The following is a 12,856-nucleotide window of genomic DNA, read 5'->3' as shown; positions in this document are numbered from 1 at the left end:
CGGCTGCGCGGCCGTTCGGGTCAACCCCGGCAACATCAAGGCCTTCGACGACCGGGTCGGCGAGATCGCCCGGGCCGCCCAGGCCGCCGGGGTCTCGCTGCGGATCGGCGTCAACGCCGGCTCCCTGGACAAGCGCCTGCTGGCCAAGTACGGCAAGGCCACCCCGGAGGCGCTGGTCGAGTCCGCGCTGAACGAGGCCGCGCTGTTCGAGGAGCACGACTTCCGCGACTTCAAGATCTCGGTCAAGCACAACGACCCGGTCGTCATGGTCCGCGCGTACGAGCTGCTGGCCGAGGCGTGCGACTACCCGCTGCACCTCGGCGTCACCGAGGCCGGGCCGGCGTTCCAGGGCACGATCAAGTCGGCGACCGCGTTCGGGGCGCTGCTGTCCCAGGGGATCGGCGACACGATCCGGGTCTCGCTGTCCGCGCCTCCGGTCGAGGAGGTCAAGGTCGGCATCCAGATCCTGCAGTCGCTCAACCTGCGCCCGCGCAAGCTGGAGATCGTCTCCTGCCCGTCCTGCGGACGGGCCCAGGTCGACGTCTACACGCTGGCCGAGAAGGTGACAGCCGGGCTCGACGGGATGACGGTCCCGCTGCGCGTCGCGGTCATGGGCTGCGTCGTGAACGGTCCGGGCGAAGCCCGGGAAGCCGACCTCGGCGTCGCCTCCGGCAACGGGAAGGGCCAGATCTTCGTCCGCGGCGAGGTCATCAAGACCGTCCCCGAGGCGCAGATCGTCGAGACCCTCATCGAAGAGGCGATGCGCCTCGCCGAGGACATGGAAGACGAGGGCGCGACGTCCGGCGAACCGGTCGTCAGCGTCTCCTGAACCTCGCTGCCCGGAAGGCCGGACCCGTCGTCGGGTCCGGCCTTCGCCGCACGCCGCGCTTCTCCCGAGCGCTGCCGCTCCCCGGATGCCTGCTCCGCCGGGCCGGCTTCCTGACAGCCGACCACGGTGCCCGACTCGATCCGGTTGAGACCATCCCCGCTCGGTCCGCGCGCGGAGTCGACCATCCCTCCGGGGACCTACCACTACCAGTAGCAATTACCACTCGAGGTCGTACCTGTTTCGGAGGACACCCTCCCGCCGGCGAGTCCCCCGGGCTTAACTCCTGGCGGCGTCGGCTCTCGATCGCCCCGTTGCCGCAGGGTGCGGCTCCTCATCTCGGCCCGGGCGAGACCGGGCTCGGGCTTCCGGGGACTGCCGGGGGCCGAGATGGGCGGACGGAGCCTCGGCAAGCCATGCACGGACAAGAAAGAACAGCACCGGGCCGGCGGCGCGATCGAGCGGGCGCCGCTCGGCCTGGTCCGAGGACCTCTCCGGCCTGGGCCGCCCGGTCGCGTACCGGGCGGGCTGAGCCGCCCGCACCCGACCCCGCGGGTCAGGCTAGGACAGCGGCTTGCGGGCGCGGTGCAGCGCGACGATCCCGCCGGTGAGGTCGCGCCAGCCCACGTCCTGCCAGCCCACGGCCCCGATCCGGCTCGCGAGCGCGGCCTGGTCGGGCCAGGCCCGGATCGACTCGGCCAGGTAGACGTACGCGTCCGGGTTGCTGGAGACGCGGCGGGCGACCGGCGGCAAGGCCCGCATGAGGTACTCCGTGTACACGGTCCGCCACGGCGCCCAGGTGGGGCGACTGAACTCACACACCACCAGCCGGCCGCCCGGGCGGGTCACCCGGGCCAGCTCCGCCAGCGCCCGGTCCACGTCGGCGACGTTGCGCAGGCCGAAGGAGATCGTGACCGCGTCGAAGGCGCCGTCTGCGAACGGCAGCGCCAGCGCGTCCCCGGCCACCATCGGCACCGTCCGGCCCCGGGCTTTACCCGCCTTGAGCATCCCGAGGGAGAAGTCGCAGGCCACAGCGGTAGCGCCGCAAGATCCGAGTTGTACCGTGGAGACCGCGGTGCCGGCGGCCAGATCCAGCACCGTGTCCTCCGGCCGGAGTTCGAGGGCGGCCCCGGTGGCCTTCCGCCAGCCGCGGTCGAGACCTCCGGACAGGATCGTGTTCGTCCGGTCGTAGCGGCGGGCGACGCCGTCGAACATCGCGGCGACGTCGTGCGGTTGCTTGTCCAGCGAGGCCCTGGTCACCGAGTCATCCTGACCGATCCTTAGAACACAGGATCGGCGGGTAGGTTGTCCGAGGGCCGTCGGCCCGGGAAAGGGTGGAGCCCGCCAGATGCACGCGCATCCCTCGACCAGGTCCGCGGGCCGCCCGCCGGGCCGCTCGATGGCCCTGACCTGGGCCTCCGCCGTGGTGCCGGGCCTCGCGCACTGGATCTCCGGGCGCCGCCGGGCCGCCGTCATCATCTTCTCGATCGCCGTCGCGCTGCTCGTCGCCGCGGCCGTCCTGGCGCTGACGACCTCCCGTTCCCAGCTGCTGCGGATCGCCGTCCAGCCGGGCTGGCTGACGCTGATCATCGCTGTCGCGCTGGTCATCGCGGTCGCCTGGGTGGTCCTCGTCACCGGGTCCTACCGGGTGCTCGGGCCGGTCCGCACGACCGGCGTCGCCCAGGTCGGGGTGATCCTCGGGCTGGCCGTGCTCAGCCTGCTGGTCGCCGCCCCGCCGGTCGCCGTCGCGCGGTACGCGTACCTGCAGCGGGACCTGGTCACCAACCTCTTCCCGGAGGAGGACCCGAACTCCGGCCTGGCCGCCGGCAAGGACGGCGCCGGCGACTCGAAGCAGCCCTTCGCCGGCCGGGACCGGGTCACGATCCTGCTGCTGGCCAGCGACGCCGGCCCGGACCGCACCGGCACCCGGACCGACAGCGTGGTCGCGGCCAGCATCGACACCCACACCGGCGACGTGACCCTGTTCAGCCTGCCGCGCAACCTGCAGAAGGTCGCGCTGCCGCCGGGACCGCTGCGCAACGCCTGGCCGAACGGGTTCCCGGACCTGCTCAACGGCGTCTACCAGTTCGTCACCAACGAGCCCGACCTGCTCAAGGGGGCCCGGGACCGGGGCGCGCAGGCGATCAAGCAGGTCACCTCGTACATCCTGGGCATCCCGATCGACTACTTCGCGATGGTCAACCTCGAGGGCTTCAACGAGTTCATCGACGCGGTCGGCGGGGTGACCGTGAACGTCACCCAGCGGCTGCCCATCGGCGGCCTGCTCGCGGACGGCACCCGGGTGCCGCCGACCGGCTACCTCGAGCCGGGGGTCCGGCACCTGTCCGGCACCGACGCCCAGTGGTACGCGCGATCGCGCCGGGACGGCACCGACTACGACCGGATGCTGCGGCAGCGCTGCCTGATCGGCGCGATGGTCCAGCAGGTCAGCCCGCTCACCGTGCTCAAGCACTTCCAGGACCTGTCCTCGGCGACGAAGAAGCTGGCCGAGACCGACATCCCGCGCTCGGTCCTGCCGGACCTCATCACCCTCGGCGACCAGATGCACGGCGGGTCCACCGTCCGCAGCCTCGCGTTCGTGCCGCCGGTGATCAGCACGGCCAACCCGGACTATGCGAAGATCCGCCGCCTGGTGAAGGACGCGCTGGCCAAGCCGGCCGCGACGCCGTCCACGAGCGCGTCCCCGACGGCGGCGGCGACCACCTCGGCCCGGCCGAAGCCGACCACGCCCAGGCCGAGCTCCTCGGCGGCGCAGGCGGCGGCCTCGTCCTCCCCGGTCGACGTGAAGGCCGCCTGCAGCCTCGGCTGATCTGCCCTTCGGGCCCTGTTGGTACGGGCTTGAGTGTGTCTTCCTGTGGGTGAGTGCTGTCCCACCCCGCGGAGGACGCCATGCCCGGCGCCGTACGGCGGCTCGCCGTCGCCACCCTGTCCGTGCTCGCCGCCCTCACCGGCCTGGTCGCGGTGGCCGACCCGGCCGCCGCCGGGCTGAAGGGCAGCCAGCGGGTCGCGCACTGGACCCAGAAGGACCTCACCCCGACCAAGCAGCACCACGTCGCCTGCCCCGAGGGCACCGTGGTGATCAGCGGCGGAGCGGAGATCGACGGCCCGGAGGTCGGCCGGATCGAGCTGCTGCGGCCGGACCAGCAGCTCAACCGGTTCGAGGCCGGCGCGTACATGCCGCAGGGCGCCGAGCCCTGGCGGCTGATCGTGTACGCGATCTGTGCGGCGGCACCGGCCGGCCTGACCTACGTGACCGCCGCGTCCACAGCGGTCGTGCCGGGCTCGCAGCTGCGGACCGCGGTCGCGTTCTGCCCGAAGGGGACGCAGGTCATCGGGATGGGCGCCCGGGCGTCGGTCGAGCGGGAGCGGCACGTCGAGCTCGAGTCGATGTTCACCAACCAGAGCCGGACGGGCGTGGTCGCCTGGACCAACGGGGTCCAGCCGGTGGGCGAGAAGAAGGACTGGACCACCGAGGCGTACGCGGTCTGCGCGGCGATGCCGGACGGGGAGCTGGACGAGGCCTGGTACCCGTTCACGCTGGACCACGGGAACCGCATGTGGGTCAGCTGCGGCCAGGCCAAGCCGCTGGGCACCGGCAGCGGCTTCGAGACCGTCTCCGACAACGCCCACGGCTGGATCTGGCTGCACGACCTCATCCCCGACGCCGACCAGCGCTCGACCTACGTCGAGACCCACAAGTCGAAGGTCAACCTGACGGACGAGTGGTACACGATCGCGTCCGTGATCTGCGTCTGACCTCAGCCGAACAGGTCGGGCCGTTCGGCGGCGAGGCTGCGGGTCCGGGCGGTGGCCCGCAGGAGCTCGCGGGCGCCCGCCACGACCGGGTTGTCGGTGTCCTTGGTGTCCCGGGCGGACAGGTCGATCAGCGCGTACAGGTCCAGGGCGCGGGCGGTCTCCAGCCAGTCGGCCGGGACGTCCGGGGCGCGGTCGACGTACGCGGCGGCGACGGCGCCGGCGAAGACCGGGTCCTCCTCGAACCGCAGCAGGTTGCCGAGGTCCCCCAGCGGGGCCCCGGCGTACGCGAACTCCCAGTCCAGCACGCCGGTGACCCCGCCGGTGGCCGGGTCCACGAGCAGGTTCTTGGGGTTGAAATCCGCGTGCACCAGGGCGATCCGGCTGGACCGGGCCGCCGCCATCGCCGCCCGCCGGGCCACCGAGCGCAGCGCCTCGTAGTCCCCGGTGCTCAGGTCGGCGAAGAACGGCGCGTCCCGGTTCGCGGCCAGGAACCCGGCCTGGTCCCCCGCCCCGGCGGGGAACGGAACGGGGTCGAGGCCGGCGTCGAGGAACATCCCCGCCCGCGGCATCCGCTCGGTCGCCAGCAGCGTGAGCACCCCGGCCACCGCCTCCCCCAGCCGGCGCCGCAGCGGCTCGTCCGCGGCCGGCAGCACCATGTCCAGCCGGTCCCCCGGCAGCGCCTCCAGCAGCAGGAACGGCGGCCGCCCGGCGCGGTCCGGGACCGTCACGGCCTCCAGCACCCGCGGCACCGGCAGCAGCCCGCGCAGCCGCTCCAGCAGGGCCTGGTCGATCGCGGCCCGGCTCGGCTGCCGCGCGTAGAGCCGGAGGACGGCCTGCTCGGCGGCACCGGTGACCAGGAAGGTCTCCCCGGAGTAGCCGCCGGACAGCGGCACCACCTCGGCCCCGCCGACCAGGCCGGACAGCGGGGAGCTCATCCGGCCGCCGGCGCGGTCCGGGCGAGGTCGGGAACGATGTCGGCCATCGTGCGAGGGTAGCTGCGGGTGTCTAGCGCAGCCGTACGGTGACCCCGCCGGACGCGATGCCGTCGTGCAGCTCCAGCGACCGAGCCTTCAGGCCGCGTGGGATGTCGAACACCATCGTGCCGCTGACCTGCTCCCCCGGGTCGATCTTCTCCCAGAGGGTCTGGTTGCGGATGATCACCAGCGCGCTCAGGTCGGCGCTGTGCTTGTCGCCGCCGGTGTCGACGAGCTTCTCCACCAGCGGGACGAGCGTGCGGCTGCTGTCCTTGACGTTGCGGACCCGCATGTCGGCCAGGCAGTACTGCCCGTCGGCGGTGCGCTTGGCCAGGCCGCTGCCGATCTGCGCGACGCCGCAGCGCACCTGGGTGACGACGAACTCGAGGTTGCCGTCCCGGACCGCCTTGCCGAGCTGGGAGCCGCGGGCGGGCGTCGGCGTACTGCCGTCCCGGTTCGCCAGCAGCACGATCACCGCGAGCAGGCCGAGCGGGATCACCAGCCGCTTGCGCAGGTACCAGCGCCGCTTCCGCGGGCGGGGCTGGACGTCGATCGTCGGGATCGGCGGTGGGGGCGGACGCCGCTTCCGCCCGGCGGCCTTGACCGGAGGACTCCCGGCCGGAGGCGTTGCGGGGTGAGCCCCCGCCGTCCCGCGCCGGGCGTCGGCCGGCGGCGTTCCGGGCCGGGCGCCGGCCGGGGGCATCACCCGGGTCGGGTTGGGCTGCCTCACCGGCAGCGCCCGGGTCGGCGGCGCCGCCCACGGCGCCGGCCCCGGCGGCCGCCCCGCCCGTACCCCTGGCCCCGCGGGTCCCTGACCGGGTCCGCGGTGCTGCGGGAAGGCGGCGGGTGGGACGGCGGCGTGGTTCCAGGTCTGCTGGAGTGCGGTCGCCGCGGCCCGGGTCGGGTCGCCGGTCCCGACCGGCCCGCCGAGCAGCGCGTCCACCAACTGCCGCGCCGTCGGCCGCCGCGCCGGGTCCTTGACCAGCGCGGACTCGACCAGCCGTCGCAGCGACCCGGACAGCCCGGACAGCGTCGGCTCGCCGTGCAGGATCCGGTGGGCCTGCTCGGCCGGTGACAGCGAGGGGCCGGTCGCCGCGGCCGACCAGGGATTGCGCCCGGTCGCCGCGTACGCCACCAGGCTGCCCCAGCTGAACACGTCCGCAGCCGGCCCGACCGCCCCGCCGCGGAACTGCTCCGGCGACATCCAGCCGGGCGTGCCGACCAGCATCCCGGCCTGAGTGTGCTGCCGGGCCACATCCAGCGCCCGGGCGATGCCGAAGTCGATCACCCGCGGCCCCGACAACGACAGCAGCACGTTGCCCGGCTTCAGATCACGGTGCACTACTCCCGCCGCGTGTACGGCCGACAGAGCCGCCGCGACCCCGAGCGCGACACCGTGCAGCGTCGACTCGTCCAGCGGCCCGCCATCGGCCACCGCGACGCTCAGCGGCACACCGTCGACGAACTCCGTGACCAGGTACGGCGGCGTCGCCGACGGATCCGCGTCCACCACCCGCGCGGTGCAGAACGGCGCCACCCGCCGGGCCGCCGCCACCTCGTCCGCGAACCGGGCCCGGAACTCCGGGTCGTCGGCCAGCTCCGGGTGCACGACCTTGACCGCGACCAGCGGACCACCCGCGGCCGCCCGGCCCAGGTAGACCGTGCCCATGCCGCCGGCGCCGAGCCGGCCGGACAGCACGTACCGCCCGACCGACGGCGGATCGCCCGGCTGCAGCGGCGCGACCGCGCCGAGCCGGGGACTGCCGTCGATGCCGGTCACCACTGCCCCTCCCGCCGGGTGCGCTCAGTGTCCCGTACCGAGACGGTGGGGAGCAGCCGCACGTTCCCCCGTACGATTCCGGCGTGGATCACCGAGTTGTCGCCGGCGCCTTCGTCACGAGCGGGATCGCGCACTTCGTGCAGCCGAAGTTCTTCCGGCCGCTGGTGCCGCGGATGCTGCCGGCCCACGACGCGGTCATCTACGCCTCCGGCGTGGCCGAGCTCGTCTGCGCGGCCGGGCTGCTGCGCCGGCAGCGCTGGGCCGGGCCGGCCAGCGCCGCCATGCTCACCGGGTTCCTGGCCGGGCATGTCCAGATGGCGCTGGACACGACCGCGGCCGCGCGCCGGAAGCCGAGCCCGAAGCGGCTGGCCCTGGCGGCCGGCAGCTGGGCCCGGATCCCGGCCCAGCTCCCGCTGATCCGCGCCGCCCTGCGCTGATCCGCGAAGTCCTCCACCGATCCGCGAAGTCCTGCACTGAGCGCGGCGGCCGCGCTCGCCGCGCTCAGCGATCCCGGCGGACGTACGCGCGGACCGCGAGCGGCACGAACACCGCCAGCAGCAGCCCCGACCACCCGAGCGTGAACAGGTACGGGTGCTCCACCGGCAGGCTCGGGTGCGCGGGCACCGCGGCCGGGTTGCCGAACAGCTGCCGGCAGGCCTGCACCAGCGCGCTGAGCGGGTTCCACTCCGAGATCAGCCGCAGCCAGCCCGGCATCGCCCCGGTCGGCACGAAGCTGTTGGACAGCATCGAGAGCGGGAAGACCAGCGGCACCAGGGTGTCCGCCGCCTCCGGCGTGACCGACAGCCCGATCAGCACGCCGGCCCAGCTCAGCGCGAACCGCAGCAGCAGGATCAACCCGAACGCGGCCGCCGCGGGCCCGATCCCCCGGTGCGGCTGCCAGCCGGTGGCCAGCCCGATCAGGGTGATGATCGCCAGTGCGACCACGCTGGTCAGCAGGTCGGTCAGCAGCCGCCCGAGTGGTACGGCCGAGCGCGCCATCGGCATCGACCGGAACCGGTCCAGCACGCCCCCGGCCACGTCCTTGGACACCAGCAGCGCGTTCGCCAGCACCCCGGTCAGCGCGGTCATCGCGAACAGCCCCGGCATCAGGTACTCGCGGTAGTTGCCGCCGCCGGGCACCTGGATCGCGCTGCCGAACACGTAGCCGAACAGCAGCACCATCACGCCCGGGAACGCCACCACCCCGATCAGCTCGCCCGGCTGGTGCTGCAGGTGGCCGAGCTCGCGCCGGGTCAGCGCCCAGGCGTCCCGCGCGGCCCAGCCCAGCCGGCTCCCGGTCGTCGTCGCGCTCATGCCGCCACCCCCGTCCCGGTCAGCTGCAGGAAGACGTCGTCCAGGGTCGGCCGCCGCAGCGTCACGTCCTCGGTCGCGATCTGCGCCGCCTCCAGCGCCAGCACGGCACCGGTGAGCGCGGCCGAACCCTGCCCGGCCGGCACGCTGACCCGGGTCAGCTCCGGCTCGACCAGTGCCTCCGCCCCGGTGACCGCGGTCAGTGCCGCCGCCGTCGCGCCCAGGGTGGCCGGGTCGGCCACCACCACCTCGAGCCGGTCGCCGCCGACCTTGGCCTTGAGCTCCGGCGGCGTCCCGGACGCGATCACCCGGCCGGAGTCGACGACCGCGATCGCGTCGGCCAGCCGGTCGGCCTCGTCCAGGTACTGCGTGGTCAGCAGCACGGTCGTACCGCCGCGGACCAGGTCGCGGACCGCCTCCCAGACCTCGCCCCGGCTGCGCGGGTCCAGCCCGGTGGTGGGCTCGTCCAGGAACAGCACCGCCGGTGCGACCAGCAGGCTGGCGGCCAGGTCGAGCCGCCGCCGCATCCCGCCCGAGTACGTCGAGACCAGCCGGTTCGCCGCGTCCACCAGCCCGAACCGCTCCAGCAGCTCCTCGGTCACCGCCCGGGCCCGCCGCTCCCCGAGGTGGTGCAGCCGCCCGAACAGCCGCAGGTTCTGCCGCCCGGTGAGCTTCTCGTCCACGGCCGCGTGCTGCCCGGCCAGCCCGATTCGCTCCCGGACCCGCTCCGGCTGCCCGGCCACGTCGAACCCGGCCACGACCGCCCGCCCGGCGTCCGGCCGGACCAGGGTGGCCAGGATCTTGACCACAGTGGTCTTGCCGGCCCCGTTCGGACCGAGCAGGCCGCACACCGTGCCGGTCGGGACATGCAGGTCCAAGCCCTGCAACGCCTCGGTCCGGCCGTACCGTTTCCGGAGACCGACGACCTCGACCGCTGCTGAGTACATCGTACGTGTCATGCGTACAACGTACGACTGGCGTACGGTGTACGCAAGGAGGTGCCATGGAGGAGCTGCTCTGGACCCGCGTCCGGGACGGCGGGCGCGGTCGCGTGCTCAGCCACGACGCGGTCGCGCAGGCGGCGGTCCGGCTCGCGGACGCCAGCGGACTGGACGCGGTCACCATGCGCGCGGTCGCGGCGTCGCTGGGGGTCGGGACGATGTCCCTCTACCGGTACGTGGCGACCCGGGAGGAGCTCGTCGACCTCATGGTCGACCAGGTGCTCGGCGAGATCACGCTGGACGGGGCGGTGCCGGGCTGGCGCGGGCTGCTCACCCAGCAGGCCCGGCAGACCCGCGCGCTGGCGCTGCGGCACCCGTGGATGGCGATGACCGGCCCGGCCTCGCGCCCCGCGATGGGCCCGAACATGGTGGCCTGGCTGGAGGGCTCGCTGGCACGGCTGGACCAGCCGGGCCTGTCCATCGACCAGGTCCTGGACATGGACCAGACCGTACGGTCGTTCGTGGTCGGGTTCGTGCAGTCGGAGCTGTCCGAGCGGATGGCGCAGCGCTCCACCGGGTTCAGCGAGGACGAGTGGCGGGCCCGGATGGCGCCGTACCTGGGCGCGCTGATCGCGACCGGCGACCACCCGTACCTGGAGCGGATCGTGCGGGACGCCGAGGACTACCCGGATCCGGACGTGGTCTTCGAGCGCCGGCTCGGCTACGTGCTGGACGGGCTGGGCGCCGGGCTCGGCCTGACATGAGAGAACGCCCGGGATTCCGGGCGTTCTCCCACCTGCTGCCTAGCGGCCGAGCAGCACGCCGATCACGAACGCGCCCGCACCGACCGCGATCGGGTTGCGCCGGACCTGCGCCTGCAGCGTGGCCCAGGCGCCGCCGGCGACCGCCGTGGCGACCTGCTTGGTGTCGGCGGTCTGCGGGTCGAGCCCGGACCGTACGGCGGCCTTCTCCTTGACCGACTCGGCCATCGGGGTCGCCTTCGCCACCAGCGGAGCGGCCTTCTCCCTGGCCGTGTCGACCAGCGGCGCGGTCTTCTCCTTCACCGTGCCGGCCAGGCCGGCGACCTTCTCGCCCAGGCCCGGACCGCCGGCGCCGGGTCCGTCGTCCGAGGTCGCCTTGTGCTTGGCCTCGCCGGCCTTGGCCGTGACCTTGTCCTTGGCCTGCCCGGCCGCGTCGAGGACCTTGTCCTTGACCTCGGCCGCCTTCTCCTTGGCGTTCTCCACCGTGCGGTGGGCGACCTTCTTCGGGTTGATCTTCTCCTCGAGGGCGTCGATGTCCGACCCGAGCTTGGCCCGGGTCGCCTCGATGTCGCGCTCTAGCTGTTCCGGGTCTTCGCCCACTGGACGTCCTCCTTCACCGTCTCGATCGTGCGCTCCGGCTTCGGGCTGAACGCCTTGAGCTTGCTGCGGCCGACCACCGCGAACACCGCGGCGATCACCGCCCACACGCCGGCCACGATCAGCGCGGCCCAGCCCAGCGCCAGCTGCGACCCGAGCGCCCACATCCCGGCCAGCGAGAGGAACACCAGCACGAAGTAGCCGGCGAAGCCGGCGCCGCCGAAGGCGCCCACCGCCGTACCGGCCGTCTTGGCCTCCTGCTCCAGTTCCGCCTTGGCCAGCGCGACCTCCTGCCGCACCAGCGTCGACATGTCCTTCGCGACCTCGGAGGCGAGCTGGCCGGGGGACGCGCTCGCCGCCCTCGCCTTCGCCGCCGGCTCTCCAGCCTGCATTGCCACGTCCGTCACCTCAGCTCTCGGGGTCAGTCGTCGTCATCGGAGGACAGGAGCTTGCCGACCAGCCAGCCGGTGGCCAGCGCGATGCCGAGGAAGACGGCCGGCTTGTCCGCCGCGAATGCCTTCACCTGCGCCAGCGGACCCGACCCACCCGGGTCCGGGGCCAGCGCGTAGTCGGCCTCGGGGGCGAGCACGGTCTCCCGGGTCGGCTCCCAGGCCGGCTCCTGGGCCGGCTCCCAGGCCGACCCTCGGGCCGTCTCCTGCGTCGGCTCCCAGACCGGCTCCTGGGCCGTCTCCTGGGTCGGCTCCCAGACCGGCTCCTGGGCCGTCTCCTCGGTAAGTGAGTCGTAGGCCGGGGTCGGCTCCAGCGGAGGCGCCACCGGGTCGGCCGGCAGCGTCAGATCAACTGTCGGCGGGTCGACGTCGAGCCGAGGTCGCTCGTCCCCGCCCATCGGGGCTGGGTTGGTCATGGTGGTCCTTCCGGGTCCGCGTCAGTCCGTGACGCTTAACTACCCGGAGGAGTAATCGGAAACCCTCGGTCAGCTGTGGGGTTCGTCGTCCCCGCGCAGCTGGGATCGCAGGTCCTCCCGGCGGGCCCGCCGGTCGGTCACCTTGCGCTCCACGTCGGCGGCCATCGCGTTGCGCTGCCGGGCCAGGAAGAAGTACGACACCGGGATGCTCAGCAGGAGGGCGACGAACACGACCAGGAAGCCGCGCAGACCGGCCAGCCAGCCCAGGCCCACCAGCACGGCGAACACGAGCACCCGGCCGGCGGTGTAGGCGGCGGCGGACTTCACGCCTCTACGGTACGGCGTCCGGTCGTCAGCGCGTGGACCGTCCCCACGATCGCGCAGGCCAGCCCGTACGCGATCTCGCCGCGCCACCAGCTCTCCGTACCGGCGGCGGCGAGCGCGAGCCAGAGCGCGGCGACGCCGAGCACCATCGCCGCCAGCACCGCGACCCGGCCCGACACCCGGGCCGGCAACCCGTCCCAGAACGGCAACGCGAACAACACCAGCAGATACACCGCCGGCCGGCCGTCCCACCCTCCGACCACCCGATCCACCGCCGCCGCCAACGCCGTCCCGACCCCCACGCCCGCCCACACCCACGCCAGCCGGCTCCCCCGCGGCCGCCCTGCCGCGACGACGGCCGTATCGGCACCCGGCCGATGGAGTGACGGACCGCCGACCGGCGAATACGCCGGCGCGGGATCCCGGCGCGGCACCGGTTCGCGGCGTACCGCCCCCCGCTGCGACCCCGGATCCTGACGCCGCACCGGATCCTGACGCTGCACCGGATCCTGACGCTGCACCGGATCCTGGCGCCGCACAGACCCTCGCAGCGCTGCCGGTGACCGTCGCCGATACACCGCCGGCAGCAGCGGTGCCGACGACGCGCCGCCTGTTGCTCCGCGTACCGGCGGTCCAGGAACGAGCGGCTCGAGGACCTGTCGTTCCGGCGTGATCGCCCCCGACGGCCGCGAACCGTGCG

Annotated in this window: 15 protein-coding genes; 5 read left to right on the top strand and 10 right to left on the bottom strand. The window is 73.8% G+C overall.

Annotated features, from left to right (window positions below):
• Positions 1-829 (top strand): flavodoxin-dependent (E)-4-hydroxy-3-methylbut-2-enyl-diphosphate synthase (ispG, locus tag VGP36_17995; protein ID HEV7656609.1); only part of this gene is annotated, 829 nt, incomplete at its 5' end.
• A 558-nt stretch (positions 830-1,387) separates the two neighbouring features.
• On the opposite strand, the gene VGP36_17990 is transcribed toward ispG, so the two are convergent.
• Positions 1,388-2,086 carry a demethylmenaquinone methyltransferase gene (locus VGP36_17990; GenBank protein HEV7656608.1) on the bottom strand — a complete coding sequence of 233 codons (699 nt, stop codon included), beginning with the start codon at positions 2,084-2,086 and terminating at the stop codon, positions 1,388-1,390.
• An 88-nt stretch (positions 2,087-2,174) separates the two neighbouring features.
• On the opposite strand from VGP36_17990, the gene VGP36_17985 reads away from it, so the two are divergent.
• Both VGP36_17985 and VGP36_17980 read left to right on the top strand, forming a co-directional pair.
• A complete protein-coding gene (locus VGP36_17985) occupies positions 2,175-3,656 on the top strand; it encodes an LCP family protein (GenBank protein HEV7656607.1) in 1,482 nt (493 codons plus the stop codon).
• Positions 3,657-3,709: 53 nt separating this feature from the next.
• Positions 3,710-4,603: a hypothetical protein gene (locus tag VGP36_17980; GenBank protein ID HEV7656606.1), complete on the top strand. Its 894-nt coding sequence runs from the start codon at positions 3,710-3,712 to the stop codon at positions 4,601-4,603.
• 2 nt (positions 4,604-4,605) lie between these two features.
• On the opposite strand, the gene VGP36_17975 is transcribed toward VGP36_17980, so the two are convergent.
• A complete protein-coding gene (locus tag VGP36_17975) occupies positions 4,606-5,538 on the bottom strand; it encodes a phosphotransferase (protein HEV7656605.1) in 933 nt (310 codons plus the stop codon).
• Between the two features lie 70 nt (positions 5,539-5,608).
• Positions 5,609-7,357: a protein kinase gene (locus tag VGP36_17970; protein HEV7656604.1), complete on the bottom strand. Its 1,749-nt coding sequence runs from the start codon at positions 7,355-7,357 to the stop codon at positions 5,609-5,611.
• A gap of 83 nt (positions 7,358-7,440) precedes the next feature.
• Here VGP36_17970 and VGP36_17965 point away from each other — a divergent pair, with 83 nt between their 5' ends.
• Positions 7,441-7,794: a hypothetical protein gene (locus VGP36_17965; protein HEV7656603.1), complete on the top strand. Its 354-nt coding sequence runs from the start codon at positions 7,441-7,443 to the stop codon at positions 7,792-7,794.
• Positions 7,795-7,858: 64 nt separating this feature from the next.
• Here VGP36_17965 and VGP36_17960 read toward each other — a convergent pair whose 3' ends face one another.
• Positions 7,859-8,671: an ABC transporter permease gene (locus VGP36_17960; protein HEV7656602.1), complete on the bottom strand. Its 813-nt coding sequence runs from the start codon at positions 8,669-8,671 to the stop codon at positions 7,859-7,861.
• Complete coding sequence (locus VGP36_17955) at positions 8,668-9,627, bottom strand: ATP-binding cassette domain-containing protein (GenBank protein HEV7656601.1); 960 nt, start codon at positions 9,625-9,627, stop codon at positions 8,668-8,670. The genes VGP36_17960 and VGP36_17955 overlap by 4 nt, the downstream gene beginning before the upstream one ends.
• Positions 9,628-9,671: 44 nt before the next feature.
• Between VGP36_17955 and VGP36_17950 the strand changes: the two genes are divergently transcribed.
• Positions 9,672-10,373 (top strand): TetR/AcrR family transcriptional regulator, encoded by a 702-nt coding sequence (locus VGP36_17950; protein ID HEV7656600.1) that lies wholly within the window; start codon positions 9,672-9,674, stop codon positions 10,371-10,373.
• 39 nt (positions 10,374-10,412) lie between these two features.
• Here VGP36_17950 and VGP36_17945 read toward each other — a convergent pair whose 3' ends face one another.
• From VGP36_17945 to VGP36_17925, 5 genes are all read right to left on the bottom strand, one after another.
• On the bottom strand, positions 10,413-10,970 hold the full coding sequence (locus tag VGP36_17945) for a DUF3618 domain-containing protein (GenBank protein ID HEV7656599.1): 558 nt from the start codon (positions 10,968-10,970) through the stop codon (positions 10,413-10,415).
• On the bottom strand, positions 10,946-11,359 hold the full coding sequence (locus tag VGP36_17940; protein HEV7656598.1) for a phage holin family protein: 414 nt from the start codon (positions 11,357-11,359) through the stop codon (positions 10,946-10,948). Before VGP36_17940 ends, VGP36_17945 begins: the two co-directional genes overlap by 25 nt.
• A 29-nt stretch (positions 11,360-11,388) precedes the next feature.
• Positions 11,389-11,832: a hypothetical protein gene (locus VGP36_17935; GenBank protein ID HEV7656597.1), complete on the bottom strand. Its 444-nt coding sequence runs from the start codon at positions 11,830-11,832 to the stop codon at positions 11,389-11,391.
• Between the two features lie 69 nt (positions 11,833-11,901).
• A complete protein-coding gene (locus tag VGP36_17930) occupies positions 11,902-12,159 on the bottom strand; it encodes a DUF4229 domain-containing protein (protein HEV7656596.1) in 258 nt (85 codons plus the stop codon).
• Positions 12,156-12,458, bottom strand: a complete 303-nt coding sequence (locus VGP36_17925; GenBank protein HEV7656595.1) for a hypothetical protein — start codon at positions 12,456-12,458, stop codon at positions 12,156-12,158. Before VGP36_17925 ends, VGP36_17930 begins: the two co-directional genes overlap by 4 nt.
• Positions 12,459-12,856 lie beyond the last annotated feature (398 nt).

The sequence above is a fragment of the Mycobacteriales bacterium genome (genome assembly GCA_035995165.1).
Classification (GTDB): domain Bacteria; phylum Actinomycetota; class Actinomycetes; order Mycobacteriales; family CADCTP01; genus CADCTP01.
This window is presented reverse-complemented; position numbering and strand designations above follow the sequence as displayed.